A 23,913-nucleotide genomic window follows, 5' to 3' on the forward strand; every position below is an offset into this window, starting at 1 on the left:
ATAAATTATTAAGATTCCCTATTTTGGTATAAAATTTATCTTTTGAAAGAGTCAACATATAAGATATATAACGCTTCAGCTGGTAGTGGGAAAACATTTACACTAACCAAATCATATCTAAAAATATTGGTGCAATCCAATAATTTAGATCGCTTTAAGACCATACTAGCCATTACGTTTACTAATAAAGCGGTTGGTGAAATGAAAGCGCGCATTATAGATATGCTAAAACTGTTTTCATCTGAGAAAAGTTTAACCAAACCTCACCCAATGTTTGAGGCTATCTGTAATGAACTTTCTATTTCTCCAGAAAAACTTCACAACAAATCCAAACTAATCTTAACACATATTGTTCACAATTATGGTGGTTTTGATGTTTCTACGATTGATGGCTTTACACACAGAATCATCCGAACATTTGCTTACGACCTTAATTTACCCATAAATTTTGAAGTTGAATTAGACCAAGATCAACTACTTAACGAAGCTGTAGATCGCTTAATTTCTAGGGCAGGAAGTGATGAAAACTTAACAAATCTGTTGGTAGATTTTGCTATTGAAAAAGCCGATGATGATAAAAGTTGGGATATTAGTTATGATTTTAATAAAATAGCAAAGCTACTTGTTAACGAAAATGACATAACCGCATTAAACACGCTAAAAAACAAATCACTAGAAGATTTTAAAGCCTTAAAAAAGCAGCTTGTTAGTCAGATAAAAACAATTGAAAATCTCATTGTGGAAACTGCTGAAGTCACATTGAATTTAATAAACGAATGTGGTTTACAATACGACGATTTTAACCGTAAATCTTTACCAAATCATTTTGAAAAACTACAACGAAAAGATTATAATGTAAGTTTCGACTCTAACTGGCAAACAGATTTAATAGAAGGGAATGTACTCTACCCAAAACGTGTTACTGAGTTTATCGCTTCAACTATTGAGAGTATTCAACCAAATTTATCCGATGCTTTTACAAAAACTAAAGCTCTGATTTACGAGGTGAAATTTAAGAAAGCTGCCTACAGAAATATTACACCGCTTTCAGTTTTAAATGCCATTCAAAAGGAATTAGACGCCTTAAAAGAAGAGCAAAATAAAATGCTTATTTCAGAATTTAATAAAATCATTAGCAATGAAATAAAAAACCAACCCACACCATTTATTTACGAACGCTTGGGAGAAAAGTTCAAACATTATTTTATTGATGAGTTTCAAGACACTTCAACTTTACAATGGCAAAACTTGGTGCCTTTATTAGATAATGCTTTATCATCAGCAAACGGCACTACAATGTTGGTTGGCGACGCCAAACAAGCAATTTATAGATGGCGTGGCGGTGAAGCTGAGCAGTTTATTGATCTATATAACAAAACTGTAAACCCTTTTCATGTTGAACCTAATGTCTTAGCATTAGAGACCAACTATAGAAGCTCAAAAGAGATTATTGGTTTTAATAATTCGTTTTTTAAATTTTTGAGTGAACGCTATTTTAGCCTTGATGATTATGCGGACTTGTATCAAAATTCAAGTCAAAATAAGCATTCAGATTACGAAGGCTATGTTAACCTTCAATTTTTGGATATTCAAAAGGAAGATGATGCCGCTGAACTTTATGCTTCTCAAACTTTAGAAACTATACATCACTGCTTAGATAATAATTATAGCTTAAGCGATATTTGTGTTTTGGTAAGAAAGAAAAAAGAAGGTGTTCAGATCGCCAATTATCTTACCGAAAAAGGAGTGCATATAACCTCTTCTGAAACACTTTTGCTAAAAAATTCTGATAAGGTTAATTTCCTTTCAAATTTCCTGAAGCTTTTAATTCAACCGAATAATGATGAACTTAAAATTGAGCTATTATCCTTTTTAGCTAAACAACATCAAGTTGAAGATCAGCATCTTTTTTTTGAAAGCTATCTCAAAAGAGACTTATCAAACTTTCTTGAGGGCTTTAAAGATTTAAACATCTTTTTAAATAAAGAAAAATTACTTCAACAGCCATTGTACGAACTTGTAGAAGACTTGGTGAGACGTTTTAAGCTTAACAAGGAATCTGATGCTTACGTTCAGTTTTATTTAGATATTGTTTTAGAATTTACGCAAAAGAGAAATTCTGATTTAGTCGATTTTGTTACTTATTTTGAAAATAAGAAAGTCGCATTAAGTATCGTGTCCCCAAACAATACTAATGCTGTTGAGATTATGACTATTCATAAATCAAAAGGCCTAGAATTCCCTATTGTTATTTTTCCATTTGCTGAACTAGACATCTATAGAGAGTTAGATCCAAAAATTTGGTTCCCAGTAAATAAAGATGATTATAATGGTTTTGAAACTTTGTTAATTAACTACAATAAGGATGTTGAAAAATTCAGTGAAGCGGGAAGAGAAATTTATCAAAACAGACAATCAAAATTAGAATTAGATAACATTAATCTTCTTTATGTTGCCTTGACAAGGGCCGAAAAACAGCTTTATATTATTTCAAAAAAAGATATTTCAACTAAAGGTGTGGTGAAAGAAAACACCTTTTCTGGGATGTTTATTTCATATCTAAAAGAAGAACATCTGTGGAATGACAATCAACTCGTTTATACTTTTGGAAAGGCAGAAAAAAATTCACTTAAAACTGAAGCCAAAGACAGTTTAAATACCATTCCTTTGATATCTGTGCCAAAAGAAAATCATAATCTTAAAATAATCACCAAAGAAGGTCTATTGTGGGACACTAAACAAGAAAAAGCTATTGAGCGAGGTAATCTTGTGCATTTAATTTTGTCCAAAGTAAGAACCAACCAAGATATCGATTATGCCATGGAAGAGGTGTTGATGTCTGGTGATATTCAAAGTGAACAGCTAGAATCTTTAAAAGAACTTGTTTCTCAGGTTACTGACCACCCTAAATTAAGCACCTATTTTAATGATGACTACATCATTTACATGGAGCAAGATATTGTGACTAATTATGGTGAAATAATAAGACCAGACCGTTTGAATATTAACTCAAAAAAAGAGGTTGTCATTATAGATTATAAAACTGGTGCACATAAGCCTAGTTATGCAAAACAATTGGAGAGATATGAACTAATTCTTAATCAAATGAACCTCTCTGTAACCAAAAAAATATTGGTCTATATAAATGACACGATTGATGTCATTGAAGTCTAAAATACACTTAGTATCTTTGTGTAACTTAATATAAAAACTATGTACGGAGATATTAAAAATTACTTACAACAAGAAATTGAGTCTATTAAAGATGCTGGCCTTTTTAAGGAAGAGCGTATAATAACCTCACCTCAAGGAGCAGAAATCACTTTAAATACAGGCCAAAAAGTACTTAACTTTTGCGCTAACAATTACCTAGGATTATCATCTCATCCAGATGTAGTGCAAGCAGCTAAAGATACTTTAGATTCTCACGGTTTCGGAATGTCTTCAGTAAGATTTATTTGTGGTACTCAGGATATTCATAAAGAATTAGAACAGAAAATTGCTGATTTTTATGGTACAGAAGACACTATTCTGTACGCGGCAGCTTTTGATGCTAATGGTGGTGTTTTTGAACCTTTACTTTCAAAAGAAGATGCTATAATTTCAGATTCTTTAAATCATGCTTCAATTATTGATGGTGTTAGATTGTGTAAAGCTGCACGATATCGTTACCAAAATAATGATATGGCAGATTTAGAAAAACAACTCATTGCTGCAAACAAAAACGGAGCACGTTATAAAATCATTGTAACAGATGGTGTTTTCTCAATGGACGGTTTAGTGGCTCCATTAGATAAAATCTGTGATTTAGCAGATAAATATGATGCTATGGTTATGATAGATGAATGTCATGCGGCAGGATTTATTGGTGAAACAGGAATTGGTACACTTGAAGAAAAAGGTGTTTTAGGAAGAATTGATATTATCACTGGAACTTTAGGAAAAGCTCTTGGTGGTGCTATGGGAGGTTACACTACAGCAAAAAAAGAAATTATAGAGATTTTACGTCAAAGATCTAGACCCTATTTGTTTTCAAATTCTTTAGCTCCTGCTATTGTTGGTGCCTCTATTAAAGTTTTTGATATGCTTAAAAACGACACCGCCCTAAGGGACAAAGTCGAGTGGAATACAAAATATTTTAAAAGAGGAATGAAAGAAGCAGGTTTTGATATTGTTGATGGTGATTCTGCAATTGTTCCTGTAATGCTTTATGACGCCAAATTATCTCAAATTATGGCTAACATGCTTTTAGAAGAAGGAGTCTATGTCATTGGTTTCTTTTTTCCTGTCGTTCCGAGAGACAAAGCCAGAATTCGCGTACAATTATCTGCGGCACATACTCAGGAACAATTAGATAAAGCTATTTCTGCTTTTATTAAAGTTGGAAAGACATTAGAAATAATTTAAAATGGTTCAAACGGCTTTGTGTAAGGGTTTGTAACAATATTTTATTATATTTGTCTTTGTTAGTAAAATTTAACAACTTACTTTTGACAACAATTAACACTTAAAATTAAAATTAATTTGAATATGAAAAATCTTAGCAGATTATTATTTGTCGTAGTGCTTCTTATGAGTTTCAGCACTTCGAATGCTCAAGACAAAAACAATCCATGGGCTATAACAATTGGTGCTAACGCAGTTGATTTTTATCCTGTTGGAGAAGATGCACCACAAGGAGGTTATTTTGATGAATACTTTAACACAGGAGATCACTGGAATATACTTCCTTCTCTTTCAACCTTATCTGTTTCAAGATATTTAAGTGATGGATTTGTTTTCACCGCTACTGGTTCTTTGAATAAAATAGATAAGTTTGGTGATGACAGATTAGAAGATTTAACTTATTTCGGTTTGGATGGTAAAGTGTCTTACAGCTTTATGAATATCCTTGGATCAGAAGTCATTGACCCTTATCTTGGCGTTGGTGGTGGTTATACTTGGGTTGATGATATTGGAGCTGGTACTTTAAATGGTTCATTAGGTCTTAATTTTTGGTTAAGTGAAAAATTAGGGATAAATGTACAGTCTACTTACAAACATTCTTTCGAAGACTATTTATCAAAGCATTTCCAACATTCAGTAGGTCTAACTTTCAAGTTTGGAGGAACTGACACAGATGGTGATGGTATCTATGATCAGGACGATGCTTGTCCAGAAGAAGCTGGTTTAGAGATCTTCAACGGTTGTCCAGATTCTGATAACGATGGTATTCAGGATTCTAAAGACGACTGTCCAAACACTCCAGGTTTAGCTGAATTCAACGGTTGTCCTGATTCTGACGGTGACGGTGTTGTTGATAAAGATGATAAATGTCCAGATGTTGCTGGTTTAAAATCTTTAGCTGGTTGTCCAGATGCTGATGGTGACGGTGTTGCTGACGGTGATGATAACTGTCCTAACGAAGCTGGTCCTGCTGCTAACAACGGTTGTCCTTGGCCAGATACTGATGGTGATGGCATCTTAGATAAAGACGATAAGTGTCCTAACGAAGCTGGTACAGCTGCTAACAATGGTTGTCCTGAAATTAAGCCTACTCAAGAAGTAATGGAAACTTTAAATAGCTACGCTAGAACTATCTTATTCGATACAGGTAAAGCTTCTTTCCAAAAAGAAACTGACCAAGTATTACAAGCAATGGTAGCTATCTTTAAAGAATACCCTCAAGCAAATTTTGCTATCGAAGGTCATACTGATAGTGTAGGTGCTAAATCTACTAACCAAGCTTTATCTGATAGAAGAGCTAACGCTGTTAGAGATTACTTAATCGCTAATGGAATTAAAGCTGAAAGATTAACAGCTAAAGGTTACGGTGAAGAAAATCCTATCGCTACTAACAAAACTAGAGCTGGTAGAGCTGAAAACAGACGTGTAGAAGTTAAGTTAACAAACTAATAACTTTCTAAAATATATTTTGAAAAACGCTCCGAGTTTCGGAGCGTTTTTTATTTTTATATAATGGTAAGTTTTATACAATCAGTATTATTAGATCTTCAACGTAAAAATGAAAACGTTGAAGATTTTGTTTTTATACTTCCCAGTAAACGTGCTGGTGTATTTTTAAAACATCATCTATCCCAAATAATTCAACAGCATGTTTTTGCACCAAAAATTCTGAGTATAGAAGAATTTGTAGAGGAATTATCTGGATTAAAAAACATACCCAATACTGATCTACTTTTCATTTTATTCGATGTTTACAAAAAAACTACAAGTGAAAAAGATTTAGAACCATTTGACAGTTTTTCTAAATGGGGACAAATATTACTTCAAGACTTTAATGAAATAGATCGTTACTTAATCCCTCAAGAAAAGATTTTTGATTATTTAAGTGCTATAAAAGAGCTAGATCATTGGTCGGTAGAAAAAGAGCAAACTGATATCGTAAAACGTCATCTTATGTTCTGGAAGCGTTTAAAAGATTACTATTTAGCCTATACCGAGACCCTTCTTGAAAACAAACAAGGTTATCAAGGTTTAATTTACAGAGAAGCTGTAGATAACCTAGAAATCTACATTGAAAACAATAGCGAAGTACAACATATTTTTCTTGGTTTTAATGCACTCAATGAATCTGAATCACAAATTATCCAAGGATTACTACAAAGTGATTTAGCTAATATCTATTGGGATATTGACAGTACTTTTATAAATGATCCCATACATGATGCAGGGATTTTCACAAGAGTTCATAAAGCACAATGGAAATACTTTAAAAATCATTCTTTCAATTGGATAACATCGCATTACAAAGCACAAAAAAACATTGAGGTCATTGGTGTTCCTAAACTTGTTGGACAGGCAAAATATATTGGGCAGCTTTTAGAACATCTTAGCCAAACAAATGAAAATCTTACTAAAACAGCCGTCATATTAGGAGAAGAAAATCTTTTAGTACCTGTTCTTAACTCAATTCCGGAAAGTGTTAAGGCTTTAAATGTTACTATGGGTTTACCTTTAAAGTTTACACCAATTGCGTCATTATTTGAAAAGTTATTTTCGATTCATAAACACAACCCTAAAAACTTCTATTATAAAGATATTGTTGCCATACTTTCTCACCCATCTATTCATGGACTATTTCAGCATGAAAATCGTAACACAGCTGATGAAATTATTGCCCATATTCAAAAAAACAATATTGTTTATGCAGATTCAGAACAATTAAAAAAGTTAGCTAAATTTCACGTTGATTTGCTAGGTTTTTTATTCAATTCGTGGGTAGATAATGCACTTATTGCTTTAAAAAATTGCTCAAATCTTATTTATAAGATGAAGGCAAACTATACTGAAAATTCCAATAAACTTGAATTAGAATACCTTTACCGATTCAATCAATTATTTAATCAGTTAACTGAATTAAATAGTACGTACAAACATTTAAAAACTGTTGCAACCTTACATACCATTTTTAAAGAATTACTAAGTTCTGAAACTTTAGACTTTAAAGGAGAACCCTTAGAAGGTTTACAAATTATGGGAATGTTAGAATCTCGTGTTTTAGATTTTGAAACCATCATTATAAGTTCGGTTAATGAAGGCATTTTGCCATCTGGAAAAACAAATAATTCCTTTATTCCTTTTGATGTAAAGGTTGAAAACAACCTACCAACCTATAAAGAAAAAGACGCTGTATATACCTACCATTTTTATAGACTTTTACAGCGCGCAAAAAATGTTTACATACTCTACAATACCGAAATTGATGCACTAAAAGGAGGTGAAAAAAGTAGATTTATTACGCAATTAGATATTGAAGGCATTCATAACATAAAACATAAAATTGCCTCGCCATCGGTTCCTGTTGTAAACAATAGCTTAAAACAAATTGCAAAAAACAATGCTGTTATTGAGAAATTAAAAGCGCTGTCTGCAAAAGGCTTTTCTCCATCATCTCTTACCAATTACATTAGAAATCCTATAGCCTTTTATTATGAAAAGGTTTTAGGGATTAAAGAGTTTGAAGACGTAGAAGAGAACATTGCTGCAAACACATTAGGTTCTGTAATTCATAACACTCTTGAAGATTTTTATAAACCTCTTGAAGGAAAATTTTTAACAATTGAAGACCTCAACTCATTTAAAGAAAAAACAAAAGAAACGGTTACCAAACACTTCAAGTTAATTTATAATCAAGGAGATTTTTCAAAAGGAAAAAACCTTATCATATTCGAAATTGCACAGAGATACATTTCCAACTTTATTAATTTAGAAATTGAAATTCTTAAGGCTGGAAACCAAATTAAAATTCTAGTTATTGAAGCTGATGAAAATGTTCAAATTAAAATTGACGAATTAAATTTTCCGGTTAAATTAACAGGAAAAGTAGACCGAATAGACGAGTTTAATGGCATCACAAGAGTGATCGATTACAAATCTGGAAAAGTTGAGCAAAACAAAGTTGAAATTGTAGATTGGGAAGACCTTACAACAGATTACGACAAGTATAGCAAATCATTTCAAGTGTTATGCTATGCGTATATGATGCATCAAAATAATAAGATTCAATTACCGATTGAAGGTGGTATAATATCTTTTAAAAATCTTGGAGAAGGCTTTTTGAAATTTGGAAAAAAACCAACTCCTTTTAGTAGAACAAAAGATCAACTCATCTCTCAAGAAACGCTTCAAAATTTTGAAACAGAATTGAAAAATCTAATTATAGAAATCTGTAATCCAGATGTTGACTTCATAGAAAAAGAACTAGACCAATGATTATTGAGAAAAACATAGTTATGGAAAGAACTAACAAGAAACCCATTCTTTTAGACCTATTCCATAATCAGAAAAACACAAATCAGCCAATCGTTATTTTTTGCCATGGTTATAAAGGCTTTAAAGATTGGGGAGCTTGGGATTTAATGGCTAAAGCTATAACTGATAAGGGTTTTTGTTTTTTGAAATTCAATTTTTCGCATAACGGAGGCACTATGGAAAACCCAATAGATTTTCCAGATCTTGAGGCTTTTGGTCATAACAACTATACCAAAGAATTAGATGATTTAAATGATGTTCTAGATTGGATTCAAAAACATTTCAAAAATGACTCTAAAGTAAACATCAACGAGATTTCATTAATTGGACATAGTCGAGGTGGTGGCATTACCATTTTAAAAGCTTCTGAAGACCATAGAATATCAAAGTTGGTATCCTTAGCCAGCGTTAGTGACTATGCTTCACGTTTTGGTTCTGAAAGCGATATTGAAAAATGGCAGAAAGATGGTGTAAAATATGTGATCAATGGTAGAACTAAACAAGAAATGCCACACTTTTTTCAATTTTTTGAAGATTTTAAAGCCAATGAAGAACGACTAAATATTAGAAAAGCCACAAAGTCGATTAATATTCCTCATTTAGTGATTCATGGTTCTGATGACACCTCAGTAAAATTGGAAGAATCAGAAGCTCTACACAGATGGAATCCCAAAAGTCAATTAAAAATTATTGAAGGCGCCAATCATGTTTTTAATACTTCGCATCCATGGCAGAAGGATGAATTATCAATAGAATTACAAAAAGTTGTTGCCGAAATCATTACGTTTTTAAATTCCTAAAAATCATACTTAAGCGACACTAAGTTCGATATCGCAACAACGCTTTATTTTATTTAGAAGTGTTTCTTTTTTAACGGGTTTGGTCATGTAATCATTCATACCCAAATCCATAACGCGTTGTCTTGTTTCTTGCATGGCATCCGCTGTAACTGCAATAATTGGTATCTTTCCTATGGCTTGACCTAATTCGCCACTTCTAATTAGTTTCGTAGCTTCATAACCATCCATAATCGGCATCTGCAGATCCATTAAAACAACGTTATAAACTTCCTTTTTCAATGCATCGATAGCTTCTACTCCATTTTTAACAACGGTAAAGGATACATTGTCTAACCCTTTCAACAACTGGCGCATTACCATTTGGTTCAGTTTATTATCCTCAACAACTAAAATATGCATTTGCTTTTCGAAGACAACATGGTTTTCGATGTCTCTAGTTTTGTTATCAGCAACTTGAGTTAAAGGTATTTCTATAAAGACATCCGTACCATCGTCTACTTTACTTTCAATATTGATTTTACCGCCAAAAAGAGTAACCAAATGTTTTGCTATGGTTAAACCTAAACCAATACCACCAAATTGACGTTTGTGATTCAAACGCATCTGGTTAAAACTATTAAATACATCATCCTTATCTTCTTCATTCATTCCAACACCTGTATCAGATATTTGAAATGAAAATTCAGATACATTATCTGGTCGGTCTATACATTTCAGCTTCATTACTACCTGACCGCTATTAGTAAACTTTACAGCATTACTTAATACGTTATTGATAATCTGTACAAATCTATCAGCGTCACCAGAAACCTTGGCTGGTATATCGGTATCCATTTCAAAATTGTAAGCTAGACCTTTATTTTGCGCTTCCAACTTCCAGTTTTCACTAATCTGGTTTAGGATTAGTGATGGGTTGAAATCTTCATTTCGCAATTGCAATTCGTTCTTTTCTATTTTTTCAAAATCTAAGACATCGTTGACATTACTCAAAAGACTTATACTTGCATTTCTAATCGTTTGATATTTCTTTCGATCTTCAATACTATTATCACCATTTCCTAGCTCGGCTTCTACTATTCCCATAATGGCATTAATAGGTGTCCGTAGCTCGTGACTCATGTTAGACATGAAATACGTTTTCAGTTCACTAATCTCTTCTGATCTTTTTAAAGCTAATTTTTGTGCTTTCTCATTATCTTGTCTTAATCGCTTTATTAAATTGGTCATGGAAAGTGATAAGAACACTACCTCTAAACCAGATCCAAACTTAGAACTATTCAACGTGTAAAAATTACTTGGCAATAGTCCTAAATTATTCATTACAAAACCTAAAAGTCCAACCACCAAGAATAATATTCCAAGAGAAAAATAACGGTCAATCTTTATTTTTTTGAACCTCATGGTAAACACCGTAGTGAGAATAAGTAGCAAGCTTATAAGCCCATTAAGGTTACTTAAAGGGTAACTTAGTTCAAAAGTTTTTGGACTAATAAAGAGCATTACAAACGACACTACTATAATACCATAAACAACATTGTAAGCTTTCATAAAACCCTTAAGGTTGACTTTTATATTTAAAAAGTACTCACAATATTTTAGTAAGAAAAAATTAGAAAGTAGTGCTGCTATAAGCACCATTCTACTATTAATGTAACCACCTGAAGGAAAAACATATTGATATATAAAACCATCTAAAGCGGCTTGCATTAAAGCAATGGAAAACACATAAAAACTATAGTATAAAAATGACTTTCTCTTAAGACTACCGTAGAAAAAGAGATATACTAATCCTGCCAAAAACAAAACTCCATAAAACAGACCCAAAAACAATTGCTGTCTATAATTACTTAGAAAAAAGGAAACTCCATCATAGAGGTTTAAAGGGATATTTATGGTTTCACCATCACTAGATAATTCCATGTAAAACTGCTGTACAGTATTTGCAGGAAGAATAATCTTAAAAACCGTTTCCCTGTGACTCACATCTCTGTCACTAAAATTAATTTGATCACCACTTTTGTGTTCTAAAATTTTGTCACCTATCTGATAAAGATTTGCAACATCGGTAATAGCTCTTGCGGTTTGTAAGAAATAAAGCTTATCGTGATTTGAAGAATTTTCTAATTTAAATCTTACCCAATAGTTTTCTGAAGTAAAACCAAGGTCATGATTTGCAGATTCTAACTTTTTGTAATTGAGTGTATCACTAGCTAAAACTTCGTCAATTGACAGCACTTTGTCATAAGCTTCTACGTACTCAGCGTATTCAAATAACTCTTTTTCAGAGGTTTCAGGATCGAAAGATGTTTTTTGAGCGAATAGGGAGGTCGCCAAAAAATAGATAATTAGTAAGGGCTTGTTCATGTAAGGGGCATTAAACAGCTGCGAACATACTAAATAATAACTACATAAGGCATTTAACAATCATAATGTTTGTTAAGAAGATAAGTCATAAAAATAATGTTCCCTATTTATTTTGAACAATTTAATTCGGTGATAAATAAAAAAGCCTTAGACATAATAAGTCTAAAGCTTTAAAATAGTTGTGGAGCATATCGGAGTCGAACCGATGACCTCTACGCTGCCAGCGTAGCGCTCTAGCCAGCTGAGCTAATGCCCCAAATTTTATTTAAGTCCACTCAACACCAGAACAGGTAAGGTAGAACTGTGAAAATCTTTTTTCAAGATAGTATCATTTTCCCATAATTTGGTGAAAAATCCTCTTTTTCGTCTTACCACACATAATAAATCTGGCGAATTAGATTTGTAATGCTCTAACACTGCTTGAAAAGTTGAAGGACTCTCTGCAACAGTGGTATTAGTAATCATGCCTACCAAATCATCATTAAGTTTAAAATCAGCTTCAATATGATATGATGTTTTCACCAACAGAATATTAACGACTGCTTTAAACTGATTTTTTATAGACTGTAAAGGTTTTAATACTCCTTCTTTTCTAATGATAGCCGATTTTACAGCCAGTAATATCTTTACAATAGGCTTATATACATAACCTTCAGGAACAATTAAAGCTGGTATTTGTGTACGCTTTATAATCTTTCCAGACGTTTTTCCTAAATAAACCTCATCTTTTATAGAATTGGTTCTAGGTTCCAAAATAATTAAATCCACATCCAAAGCATTACAAACCTTCTCTAAAGTATCTATTAACTTCCCTTTGAAAGTTTTAGCAACAACCTCAACTCCTCTTGTATTAATTGAGGCAATATGCGCTTCTAAAAAAGCTTGAGATTCTCGTTCTAGTATATGGTCTACTTTTATCATTGTCCCAGCTTTAGTGTAAACATTATATATTTGAACAACGTAAACTTTAGCACCAAAAGCTTGAGCAAAATCAACGGCATATTGTAAATGTGATTTTGCATTTTTTGAAGATCCAACAGGAACAAGTATTGTTTTCATTACAGTGAAATTTAAACAAAAGTAAGCATAATTAATGATTCGAAAAGCAGTAAAAGAAGATATTGACGCCATCCTAAACATCACCAAAGCATGTGGAGCCTACATGATAGAACATGGTATTTTTCAATGGAATGAACACTACCCTAACCGATTGGCTTTTGAAAATGACGTAGCTAGAAACGAACTTTTTGTTTTAGAAGTTGATAATGAAATCAAAGGTTGCATTGTGATTTCAACTCTTATGGATGAAGAATACCAACCTATAAATTGGTTGACAAAAAACGAAAACAATGTTTACATCCACCGATTGGCAGTACACCCAAGACTTCAAGGTAAAGGTTACGCACAGCAACTTATGAGCTTTGCCGAAAATTATGCTATAGAAAACAATTATAGCTCTATAAGATTAGACACATTTTCACAGAACAAAAGAAACCAAAAGTTTTACGAAATTCGCGGCTACAAACGATTAGGAGATGTTTATTTTCCAAAACAAAGTGAATTTCCTTTTCATTGTTATGAGCTAATACTTTGAGTACAAAAATTACATTACAGCACATTAATAAACTTGCCATACCAGCTTTAATTTCTGGTGTGGCTGAACCTATTTTATCATTGACAGATGCTGCTATCATTGGTAATATGGATAAAAATGCTACTGTATCTTTAGCTGCTGTTGGTATTGTAGGCACGTTTTTTTCGATGCTTATTTGGGTTTTAGGACAGACACGTAGTGCTATTTCTTCTATTGTATCACAATATCTCGGAGCAGGAAAAATTGACGAGGTAAAAAACCTGCCTGCACAAGCCATTTTTATTATCACCTCTTTGAGCCTTATTATAATTGCGGTAACTTATCCTTTAGCTACTCAGATATTTAAGCTTTATAATGCTTCAGAAGATATTCTTAACTTTTGTGTAGACTATTATCGCATTCGTGTGTTTGGATTTCCTTTTACTTTATTTACCATTGCTGTCTTCGGAACGTTTAGAGGCTTACAAAACACCTTCTATCCTATGATAATTGCTATTGTAGGGGCTTTAGCCAACATCATTCTCGATGTTATTCTGGTGTATGGTATTGAAGGTCTTATTCCTGCTTACAATATTGAAGGTGCAGCTTATGCAAGTGTTTTAGCACAAATTATTATGGCTGTGCTTTCGGCTGTATATATTTTGAAGAAAACTGATATTCCGTTACTTGTAAAGTTTCCATTTAATCCAGAAATAAAACGTTTTCTATTAATGATTGCTAATTTGTTTATAAGAACATTAGCATTGAATTTAGCGTTATATCTGGCCACAAGTTTTGCTACCAAATATGGAGAAAACTATATTGCCGCTTATACCATCGCGATTAACCTTTGGTTTTTGGGTGCTTTTCTTATTGACGGTTATGCTAGTGCTGGTAATATTTTATCGGGAAAATTACTTGGTGCTAAAGACTACAAAAATCTTATTGACCTCAGTGATAAACTTATAAAATACGGCATTGTGGTCGGAATCATTATAGCCGTTATTGGTGGAATACTCTATTATCCTATTGGCAACATTTTTAGTAACGATCCTGAAGTGTTACACGAATTTTATAAGGTCTTTTGGATTGTTTTAGCCATGCAGCCCTTGTGTGCTTTAGCGTTTATATTTGATGGTGTTTTTAAAGGTCTTGGCGAAATGAAATATCTAAGAGACGTCTTATTGTTCTCATCACTTTTGGTTTTTACACCAGTAATACTTGCTTTAGATTATTTCGATTATAAACTTCATGGAGTATTTATTGCCTTTACACTATGGATAATTGCACGTGGCTTACCGCTTATCATAAAATTTAGAAAAACTTTTAAACCTCTTGCCGAAAACCTTTAAATTTGACGTTTAAAACAAATCTCATGCATTTGCTTATTACCTTACTTCAAGAAGTAGATATAGAACAAAAACTTAAAGATGCTCCAGATGACAGTTACAGTATTGGAGTGTTTATAGGGACTCTATTACCTTTTGTAGTACTTGTAATTATAGCATACGCCATTTACAGATATAACAAAAACAGAATAAAAGACTAACCCATGGATATACTTAGATTTTTAGGTGGAAACGGCTTGTTTTTAATTTTAGGTATAGTGCTTGTCGTAGCCTATTTCTACAATCGTAAACGTCGATAACTATCGTGTTTTTAGCCAACCTGTTATACTCAATCTTGGAGTGTTAACAGGTTTTACTTCATGCTCTAGAATTTGGCTTTCAAAAATGACAACTTTACCAGGAAAAGGATAAACAACTTCTTCTCCTTTTTCTAAATACAATACGAGTTCGCCACCATTTTCTGGTTTCCAGTTTTCTTCATTAAGGTAACAAACAAAAGAAAGTTTTCGTCTGTCATCATTTTGAAACGTATCTAAGTGTCGCTTGTAAAATGTCCCTTCAGGATAGATAGCATAATGGAATTCCTTTTGGTTAATACCCAAAAAGCAAGTTCTATTTAAATAATCCTTGAGGTCATTAATTTTATTGAAAAATAACTGTTCAGACAGATTGATGTTATTTTCATCAATCCAAAGAATAATATCACCACGAATAGCCTTTTTTATAACCTCATTGGTTCTATTACCAATTGCAGATTTTTTGAAAGCGTCCTCTTCGTATTTATCTAATAATGATTGACGCAAAGCCAAAACCTCTTCACTCGTAAAAAAGTTATCTATAATGCTAAATTGTTTAGATGTAAGATCTGTTATAATATTCTCGTACAGAGGGTTTTCTGAAAACGGAATAGATTCAAATAGACTTTCCAATTTAGTCTAAAAAAAGAAGTGTTTTTTCATTATAAATCTCTAAAAAAGTGCGCAAATGTAATCTAAAATCCCTTTCGTTTTACATTTATAATATCTTTGCAGTATTATTTTATTAGAATGAGTAAAATCCGAATTACAAAACAATTCTCTTTTGAAACTGGTCATGCACTTTATGGCTACGATGGTAAATGCAAAAATGTACATGGGCACAGTTACCGTTTGGACGTTACGGTTATTGGTACACCAATTTCAGACAACAGCAATGTAAAGTTTGGGATGGTCATCGATTTTGGTGATCTAAAGAAAATTGTAAAAGAGGAAATCGTAGATGTTTTTGACCACGCCACTGTCTTTAACAAAAACACACCTCATGTAGAATTGGCAAAAGAGTTACAAGACAGAGGTCACAATGTTTTACTGGTAGATTATCAGCCTACAAGTGAAATGATGGTGATTGACTTTGCTGAGAAAATAAAAGAACGTTTACCAGACAATATTAAATTACACTCCTTAAAACTTCAAGAGACAGCAACCAGCTTTGCAGAATGGTACGCTTCTGATAATGAGTAAAAATCATCACATAGAAATCCCGAAAGGCAAAAAAATATACTTTGCTTCAGATAATCATCTTGGCGCTCCTACGAGTGACAAGTCCAGACCTCGTGAAAAAAAGTTTGTGGCTTGGTTAGACGAAGTTAAAAAAGATGCTGCTGCCATTTTTTTGATGGGAGATTTATTTGATTTTTGGTTTGAATACAAAACCGTTATCCCAAAAGGTTTTACCAGAACTTTGGGTAAATTGGCAGAAATCACGGATTCAGGAATTCCAATTTATTTTTTTGTTGGTAATCACGATTTGTGGATGAATGGTTATTTTGAAGACGAATTGAATATTCCTGTTTTTCATAAACCACAAGAATTTACTTTCAATAACACCTCTTTTTTTATTGGTCATGGAGATGGTTTGGGTCCAGAAGATAAAGGCTATAAACGCATGAAGAAAGTTTTTACCAATCCTTTCTTTCAATGGTTGTTTAGATGGTTACATCCAGATATTGGTGTAAGAATCGCGCAATACTTTTCAGTAAAAAATAAGCTGATTTCTGGTGATGATGATGCTAAATTTCTAGGTGAAGACAAAGAATGGTTAGTCGTTTATTGCAAACGTAAACTCGAAGAAAAGCATCGCGACTATTTTATTTTCGGTCACAGACATTTGCCTTTAGATATTGAGCTCAATGACAGCTCAAAATACATTAATCTAGGAGATTGGATTCAATATTACACTTATGGCGTTTTTGATGGAGAAACTTTTGAGTTGAAGGAATACTAGTTTTTTACTTCATCGTAATGCTCCTCAACATCTTGTTGTAAATCGAGTTCGCGAAGTGGTTTATTTTTCAAGCTCATTATAGCTACAACTAGTAACGTTACCGAACCGCCAAGAACAACAGCCAAAGGAGCACCAAATATTCTTGCTGCAACACCGCTTTCAACCGCACCAAGTTCGTTAGAAGAACCCACAAACATAGAGTTTACAGCACCTACACGTCCTCGCATATGGTCTGGAGTTTTAAGTTGAAGAATGGTTTGGCGAACTACCATAGAAATACCATCAAACACACCAGAACAAAATAAAGCAATAACACTAAGCCACATTAGTTTTGAAGCCCCAAAAATGATCATAAACACACCAAATCCAAAAACGGCTGTCAACAGTTTTTTACCTGTATTCTTTGTAATTGGAATATAGGTTGTGGCTACCATGGTAATAATACTTCCAGATGATAATGCGGCATTCAAAATTCCGAAGCCTTTAGGTCCTGCATCTAAAACATCTTTTGCAAAGACAGCAAAAATAGCAACCGCTCCACCAAATAATACGGCAACCATGTCTAAAGTTAGTGCACCTAAAATCACTTTGTCATTAAACACAAACTTGATTCCAGATATTAAACTTTCTTTCATGGATTCGTTGGTAGCTTTGTTTAAAATCGGTTTTTTACCAATTTGAAAAACCAACACCAAAGCCAACATCACTAACCCAAAAATAATTCCTAGCGTGTAATGCACTCCTATCCATGCAATAAGAAAACCACCACATAATGCACCAAAAACAGCAGCTCCTTTCCATGTGCTACTACTCCAAGTTGCAGCATTTGGGTAAGCTGATTTCGGAACTATCAGAGCAATTAATGAAAAAATAGTTGGTCCAAAAAAGGCTCTTAAGACTCCTCCAAAAAAGACTAAACCGTAAATGCCTATTAAAATACTTTTGGTTTCCCAAGAGGCTTCAACATTTTCAGAAGTTAACCAAAACAAGCCAAAGCTTATTAAAGAAAATAAGGCGATACAAACTGTGAAAAGATTACGTTTCTCTTTTCTGTCCACAATATGACCTGCAAAAGGTGCTAGAAAGAATGCTGGAAGGAATTCGCAAAGCCCAATAATTCCAAGGCTTAGTTCGTCATTAGTTAAAGAATACACTTGCCATTCTATAACCACAAATTGCATAGACCAACCAAAAACCAAGGCAAATCTTACTAAAAGAAAGATGTTGAATTCTTTAAAGCGGAGTGCTGCGTACGGATCTGTTTTTGCCAAAATCTTATGCTTTAATATCCTTTAATTTTAACTGTAAGCTAACATTACCATTCCAATGATTTTCATCTATAGTGTACGCAGCATCAAATGGTTTTTTGTCTTTTATCAATTCTAATTTATCGCCAAGACCAAAACCAATGCACACTATAGAATTACTGTTGGCTTGCATTCCTGTAAAACGTAAATGTTTATCTCCTTCACCAACACATTTTCCCCAACCTGTATCTTGAATGCCTTGAGTCATAAAGACTGGTGTCATATTTCCTGGTCCAAATGGAGCAAACTGACGAATAATCCGCATTAATTTATCATCAATTTGGTTGAGATTAATTTCTAAATCGATTTTTAATTCTGGAGTTAGAAGTTTTGGATCAACCGTTTCCTTTACAACAGCTTCAAATTTAGCTTTGAACGCCTCATAGTTTTCTGGTAACAAGGTTAAACCAGCAGCATATTTATGACCTCCGAATTGTTCTATAAATTCACCACAAGCTTCTAATGCGTTATACACATCAAAACCTTTTACAGAACGTGCTGAAGCCGCTAACTTATCGCCACTTTTTGTAAATACCAGAGTTGGTCTGTAATAAGTTTCTGTTAAACGCGAAGCCACAATACCAATAACACCTTTGTGCCAGTTTTTGTCATAAACTACGGTTGTAAAACGCTCTTGTTCATTGTTTTTTTCAATTTGAACTAAAGCCTCTTCGGTAATTTGTTGGTCGGTTTCTCTGCGATCTGTATTGAATTGATCGATATCTACAGCATAACTTGCTGCAAGATTAAAATCTATTTCGGTTAATAAAGTTACGGCATGATTGCCATGTTTCATGCGACCTGCGGCATTTATACGAGGCGCAATGATAAACACCACATCAGTAATGGTAAGCTTGTCTTTTTTTACCTCGGCAATTATGGCTTTCATACCTGGTCTTGGATTGCTATTAATCACCTCTAAACCAAAGTAGGCTAGCGCTCTGTTTTCACCAACAATAGGTACAATATCAGCACCAATAGCTGTGGCAACCAAATCAAGATATTCGGTTAAATCTTCTACGGTTTGTCCTTGATTTGAAGCCAAAGCCGTTACCAACTTAAAGCCAACTCCACAACCACAAAGTTCTTTAAATGGATATTCGCAATCGTCTCGTTTTGGATCTAAAACAGCAACCGCATCCGGAATTTCATCACCTGGTCTATGGTGATCGCAAATGATAAAATCGATGCCTTTTTCTTTAGCATAAGCTACTTTTTCAATGGCTTTGATACCACAGTCTAAAGCAATGATTAAGCTAAAACCATTATCATCTGCAAAATCGATACCTTGGTAAGACACCCCATAACCTTCATCGTAGCGATCTGGAATATATGTGGCTACATTTGCCGTTCTGGTTTTTAAATAGGAAGACATTAAAGCCACCGAAGTAGTACCATCAACATCATAATCTCCGTAAACCAAAATGTTTTCACCTTCTGCTATAGCTTGCTCTATGCGTGTGACGGCCTTATCCATATCCTTCATGAGGTATGGATTGTGTAAATCCTCAAAACTTGGTCTGAAAAACGTTTTAGCCTCTTCAAAGGTTTCGATGCCACGTTGCAACAATAATGTTGCCACAACATCATCAACCTGAAGTGCATTTTTTAAAGTTTCAACTTTTGAAGTTTCTGGTTTTGGTTTTAGTGTCCAGCGCATAAAAATAGCCCCTTAAATTCCCCAAAAGGGAACTTTTATAAATTAATGAAAATGAATTTCTGTTTCAACTTTAGCAAACTGTCTAAACATTTCCATAACTCCACAGTATTTTTCAACAGAGAGATTTACTGCTTTTTCACATTTACTTTCGTTTAAATCTTTTCCGTAAAAATGATAATCTACTTTTACAGAATGATAATATTTAGGATGTTCATCGGTAAGTTCACCAGAAACTTCCATTTTAAAATCATCTATTTCAACTTTCATTTTATCTAAAATAGAAATAACATCTAATCCTGAGCAACCTGCCAATGAGGATAGCATCATAGCCTTTGGTGAAAGCCCATTTCGTTCTTGCCCTTCGACATCAGTGTCCATAATTACGGTTTTTCCGCTTGGGTTATCAGATTCAAAGGTCATTCCACCTTTCCATTGGGTTGTGATTTTATGAGACATATTTTTTAGTTTAAAAGTTAAAAGTATTTAAAGTTCTAAAGTTACTAAGTAAATATGGGATAAGGTAACCAAAAGTACGGTTTGTAATGCCGAATGAATTTAAGTTCTTAGATATTTATAACTTCTACCCGTTGTGCATTTTGATTTCAAAATCATAATTAAGCGTCAGTTCGAGTGATTTTGAGATTATCGAAAACAAAATATATTTTGTTTGAAGATACCTAAAATTGTATCGAGAACTTGTTTAAATTAAAAAATTCTATTCTCGATACTGATTTTACTCTTTATCAGTCGTAAAATCCACTCGAATTGACGAATTTTTTCAAAATGTACAACGGGTAACTTCTCTTTTTAAGTATGTCTATTTGGACAACTAAGCGTTATGGCGCAGAATGCTCCACTAGTACTAAGAAAAATACAATAAAAACCTCATCAGAAATGGTGAAGTTTTTTTTGCTTTATACACTTTACTCATTCGTTTGGGTACTTTACTCATTTCTTATTTATAACCAATGAAGTTGATTATACATTTGAAATCAACCAACACACACAATTATGAATAAAATTACATTCAAAATATTCGTATTGCTCATATTATTCCCAGTATTCTGTTTTGCTCAAGAAGGAACGGTAACAGGAACACTAACCACTTCATCAGACGGCTTGCCTTTGCCTGGAGCAAATATATTTGTTAAAGGAACAACCAATGGAGTACAAACCGATTTTGATGGAAATTACAGTATAAAATGTAATGTAGGTGATGTTTTAGTTATTAGCTATGTTGGTATGGATCCTAAAGAAATTACAGTGACAGCTGATATGTTCGGAGCCATACAAAAAACAGCGGTTAAGCGAGTAAAAGTGAAATCTATTGAAACTGACGCTTATAGTGAAGCTTTAAAAAACAAAAAAAAGGAGCGTTTTAAAATACCTTCCATAGCAGATTCAAAGCATAGCTATAACAAAAAAGACAACTACAATGCTTTGCATAGAATAAAAGATATTCATCTTGACCCAGAACATGTTAACCTAACCTATTTTAATCCAGATATTTATTTTCAGGTTGGAGTAAAATCTAACTTAAGCTTTCAGTTTGTTAAGGAAAGTAACTTACCAAAGTTACAATCTTCCTACAGCCAAGGAGCCACCGAAAATAGATCTATTGCTTTTTTAGGACCAGAAACAGGAAACATCTTTTCTTATGGACCAAACCTAAATACTTTGGAGTTTGATGGAAGTAATTATATATACGACAACAACGGCAGACTGGTTACGCAAGGCAATGGAAATGGCGTTAGCTCTAAGCAATACAACAATAGCGTGTTAAACACTGCCATTAGTAGGTTTACCAATGTGTATTTTGATATTGATACAGATGAATGGACTACAGGACTTGACTTTAGTCAGAAAAACACTGAAGATATTTTTGGTAGAGCACAAAAAATAAATAACGATCTCGCACTAAACTTTAAAACCCTTAATCCTAACAGTGAAGAACTAAGCTGGAAATCCTTTGTTAAGTATAGTAACTGGAAAAACAACCAACCTAATATTAATGGATTTAGAAATAACCTCCTTTTAAATTCATGGGTAACACCTGTGTCTTTTAATAATGGTCAAGGCAGCGTTTTACCAGACAATACACAACGCAGTTTTAGCCCAACCAACTATAACAATCCTGAATGGTTGTTTAACAATAAAAACTATGATGCCAACACCTTATTTGTAGCCAACCTAAAAAATGACTTAAATATTGGTGATGACTTTTCAATAGGAAGTCAACTAAGCTATAAAACAACAGAAAACGAGCAAAACTTTGGTTTGTTTACCAACACTGTAGGTTTTGAAAGTGGCTATCTAAGCAACAAAACCATAAAAAACAATAGCTTCAATGCGATGCTAGACTTACACTATGACAAATACTTGGGAGATTTTTCAATAGATGTACGTTCCGTTACTAGATTTAAAAATGAACGTCTAGATTATAGCTTTAAGGAATCTGAAGGGTTTGATGCCTTTACATTTTCAAATCCAAATAATACAACTGAAATTTCTAATCGCATTAATAGAAATGTGCTACGACCAAATCAGTCTGTTACTCTAGAATACAATAGACACTCTAAAATTGTATTTAGCAATACTGCCTATATCTCCTCTATTCAGAAAAACAAATTGCTTTTACCTTCATCTATTATAAAAGTTGATTTAGCAGATATTTTAGATATCTATGACTTTAATAGTTTAAGCTTAAGCGCAACAAGTGCTTTTGATGTAAATGAAATGCCTCTTTTTTACAACAATCAAAGTCACAACAGTCTTCAATTATTACCTTCAGAAAGTCTTGGTTACACTAGTAACATCGACTTATTTATAAACGAAGACTTAGATTTAGAAGAAATACATGACTATTCTTTTAATCTCAATTTAGGCTTTTATTTATGGGATGTTAATTGGGATTTTACTGCAAGCTATTTTGGCTCAAAAACCAAAGGAAGCGTATTCCCAGTTTTGGAAGGCAATCAATTTCAACTTCAAAATATTGCAGATATTACCAATAAAGGTCTAGAGCTACAATTAGATGTTTCTAAAAGGTTTGGCTCTGTGCGTTGGAATAGCAGACTAAGCTTTATGACAAACCAAAATAAGGTTACCAAACTATACAATAATGAAGAGCGTGTACCAATTGCAGGTTTTCAAAATGTGTCTAAAAATTTAATCGTTGGCCAACCTGCTGGTGTTATTATAGGAACGGCATTTGCAAGAGATACTCAAAACAATATCATTATAGACAGTAATGGCTACCCAACTGTAGATACAGAACAACAAATTATTGGTAATCCTGTACCAGATTTTACACTTGGCTTTTCTAACCATTTTACCTGGAAGAAATTAAAATTCCATTTCACGTTAGACTACCAAAAGGGTGGAGATACATGGAATGGCACCCAAAATGTACTTAACTATTTTGGCACATCACAACAATCTGCAGATCAAAGAAACATTACAAATTATATTTTTAATGGAGTAAATGCTCAAGGTAATACAAACACAATTCCTGTAGATTTTTATAATCCTGAAGAAGGTATTGAAAATAACCGCTTTGTACGCTACGGCTTTAGTGGTGTTGCTGAAGAAGCCATTGAGGATGCAAGCTATCTTAACCTAAAAACCATTGAGCTTTCTTATGATTTTGCTAAAAGTAATTATGATTTTTTCAGACAAGTTGAAATAGGGCTTTACGCTCATAACCTCATCACATTTACAAAATACAGAGGAGCATCTCCTTATTCATCACTTTTTGATACCAATTCTGGACATAATCTTAACTTTTTCAATACTCCATTAATGAGCGAAGTTGGGCTAAAATTCAACTTAAAAATATAAACAC

Annotated in this window: 17 protein-coding genes and 1 tRNA gene; 11 read left to right on the forward strand and 7 right to left on the reverse strand. The window is 33.3% G+C overall.

Annotation, left to right across the window (positions count from 1 at the left end):
• The first annotated feature begins 42 nt into the window (after positions 1-42).
• The 5 genes from AC2H4K_RS07010 to AC2H4K_RS07030 all read left to right on the forward strand — a co-directional run bounded on the left by AC2H4K_RS07010 (position 43) and on the right by AC2H4K_RS07030 (position 9,554).
• On the forward strand, positions 43-3,174 hold the full coding sequence (locus tag AC2H4K_RS07010; protein WP_493743006.1) for a UvrD-helicase domain-containing protein: 3,132 nt from the start codon (positions 43-45) through the stop codon (positions 3,172-3,174).
• A 39-nt stretch (positions 3,175-3,213) separates the two neighbouring features.
• A complete protein-coding gene (gene kbl, locus AC2H4K_RS07015) occupies positions 3,214-4,407 on the forward strand; it encodes a glycine C-acetyltransferase (RefSeq protein ID WP_281140848.1) in 1,194 nt (397 codons plus the stop codon).
• Positions 4,408-4,530: 123 nt separating this feature from the next.
• The gene (locus tag AC2H4K_RS07020) at positions 4,531-5,895 is read left to right on the forward strand and encodes an OmpA family protein (protein WP_281140847.1); all 1,365 of its coding nucleotides are present in this window, start codon (positions 4,531-4,533) and stop codon (positions 5,893-5,895) included.
• Positions 5,896-5,958: 63 nt separating this feature from the next.
• Positions 5,959-8,715 (forward strand): PD-(D/E)XK nuclease family protein, encoded by a 2,757-nt coding sequence (locus tag AC2H4K_RS07025; RefSeq protein WP_281140846.1) that lies wholly within the window; start codon positions 5,959-5,961, stop codon positions 8,713-8,715.
• The gene (locus AC2H4K_RS07030) at positions 8,712-9,554 is read left to right on the forward strand and encodes an alpha/beta hydrolase family protein (protein ID WP_281140845.1); all 843 of its coding nucleotides are present in this window, start codon (positions 8,712-8,714) and stop codon (positions 9,552-9,554) included. The genes AC2H4K_RS07025 and AC2H4K_RS07030 overlap by 4 nt, the downstream gene beginning before the upstream one ends.
• A 9-nt stretch (positions 9,555-9,563) precedes the next feature.
• Here the strand turns inward: AC2H4K_RS07030 and AC2H4K_RS07035 are convergent, their stop codons facing one another.
• The 3 genes from AC2H4K_RS07035 to AC2H4K_RS07045 all read right to left on the reverse strand — a co-directional run bounded on the left by AC2H4K_RS07035 (position 9,564) and on the right by AC2H4K_RS07045 (position 12,977).
• Entirely contained in the window at positions 9,564-11,918 is a 2,355-nt protein-coding gene (locus AC2H4K_RS07035) for a hybrid sensor histidine kinase/response regulator (protein WP_281140844.1), read from the reverse strand.
• A 182-nt stretch (positions 11,919-12,100) separates the two neighbouring features.
• Positions 12,101-12,174 (reverse strand) — tRNA-Ala (locus AC2H4K_RS07040).
• Between the two features lie 5 nt (positions 12,175-12,179).
• Positions 12,180-12,977: a universal stress protein gene (locus AC2H4K_RS07045; RefSeq protein ID WP_281140843.1), complete on the reverse strand. Its 798-nt coding sequence runs from the start codon at positions 12,975-12,977 to the stop codon at positions 12,180-12,182.
• Between the two features lie 34 nt (positions 12,978-13,011).
• On the opposite strand from AC2H4K_RS07045, the gene AC2H4K_RS07050 reads away from it, so the two are divergent.
• Genes AC2H4K_RS07050 through AC2H4K_RS07060 form a run of 3 tightly spaced genes read left to right on the forward strand, consistent with a single transcriptional unit; the run spans position 13,012 to position 15,040 of the window.
• On the forward strand, positions 13,012-13,512 hold the full coding sequence (locus AC2H4K_RS07050; RefSeq protein ID WP_281140842.1) for a GNAT family N-acetyltransferase: 501 nt from the start codon (positions 13,012-13,014) through the stop codon (positions 13,510-13,512).
• Positions 13,509-14,843: an MATE family efflux transporter gene (locus AC2H4K_RS07055; protein WP_281140841.1), complete on the forward strand. Its 1,335-nt coding sequence runs from the start codon at positions 13,509-13,511 to the stop codon at positions 14,841-14,843. Before AC2H4K_RS07050 ends, AC2H4K_RS07055 begins: the two co-directional genes overlap by 4 nt.
• 23 nt (positions 14,844-14,866) lie before the next feature.
• Entirely contained in the window at positions 14,867-15,040 is a 174-nt protein-coding gene (locus AC2H4K_RS07060; RefSeq protein WP_281140840.1) for a hypothetical protein, read from the forward strand.
• A 99-nt stretch (positions 15,041-15,139) separates the two neighbouring features.
• Here AC2H4K_RS07060 and AC2H4K_RS07065 read toward each other — a convergent pair whose 3' ends face one another.
• A complete protein-coding gene (locus AC2H4K_RS07065; RefSeq protein ID WP_281140839.1) occupies positions 15,140-15,769 on the reverse strand; it encodes a 2OG-Fe(II) oxygenase in 630 nt (209 codons plus the stop codon).
• A 117-nt stretch (positions 15,770-15,886) separates the two neighbouring features.
• Between AC2H4K_RS07065 and AC2H4K_RS07070 the strand changes: the two genes are divergently transcribed.
• Entirely contained in the window at positions 15,887-16,339 is a 453-nt protein-coding gene (locus tag AC2H4K_RS07070) for a 6-pyruvoyl trahydropterin synthase family protein (RefSeq protein WP_281140838.1), read from the forward strand.
• A gap of 10 nt (positions 16,340-16,349) precedes the next feature.
• The gene (locus AC2H4K_RS07075) at positions 16,350-17,102 is read left to right on the forward strand and encodes a UDP-2,3-diacylglucosamine diphosphatase (RefSeq protein WP_281140868.1); all 753 of its coding nucleotides are present in this window, start codon (positions 16,350-16,352) and stop codon (positions 17,100-17,102) included.
• Here the strand turns inward: AC2H4K_RS07075 and AC2H4K_RS07080 are convergent.
• Genes AC2H4K_RS07080 through AC2H4K_RS07090 form a run of 3 tightly spaced genes read right to left on the reverse strand, consistent with a single transcriptional unit; the run spans position 17,099 to position 20,525 of the window.
• Positions 17,099-18,373 carry an MFS transporter gene (locus AC2H4K_RS07080; protein ID WP_281140837.1) on the reverse strand — a complete coding sequence of 425 codons (1,275 nt, stop codon included), beginning with the start codon at positions 18,371-18,373 and terminating at the stop codon, positions 17,099-17,101. The two genes, AC2H4K_RS07075 and AC2H4K_RS07080, sit on opposite strands and share 4 nt — an antisense overlap.
• A gap of 4 nt (positions 18,374-18,377) precedes the next feature.
• Entirely contained in the window at positions 18,378-20,069 is a 1,692-nt protein-coding gene (gene recJ, locus AC2H4K_RS07085; RefSeq protein WP_281140836.1) for a single-stranded-DNA-specific exonuclease RecJ, read from the reverse strand.
• Between the two features lie 42 nt (positions 20,070-20,111).
• Positions 20,112-20,525 carry an OsmC family protein gene (locus AC2H4K_RS07090; protein WP_281140835.1) on the reverse strand — a complete coding sequence of 138 codons (414 nt, stop codon included), beginning with the start codon at positions 20,523-20,525 and terminating at the stop codon, positions 20,112-20,114.
• 555 nt (positions 20,526-21,080) lie between these two features.
• On the opposite strand from AC2H4K_RS07090, the gene AC2H4K_RS07095 reads away from it, so the two are divergent.
• Positions 21,081-23,909, forward strand: a complete 2,829-nt coding sequence (locus AC2H4K_RS07095; protein ID WP_281140834.1) for a carboxypeptidase-like regulatory domain-containing protein — start codon at positions 21,081-21,083, stop codon at positions 23,907-23,909.
• Positions 23,910-23,913: the final 4 nt, after the last annotated feature.

It is taken from the genome of Winogradskyella sp. 266wxhm, from assembly GCF_058964685.1.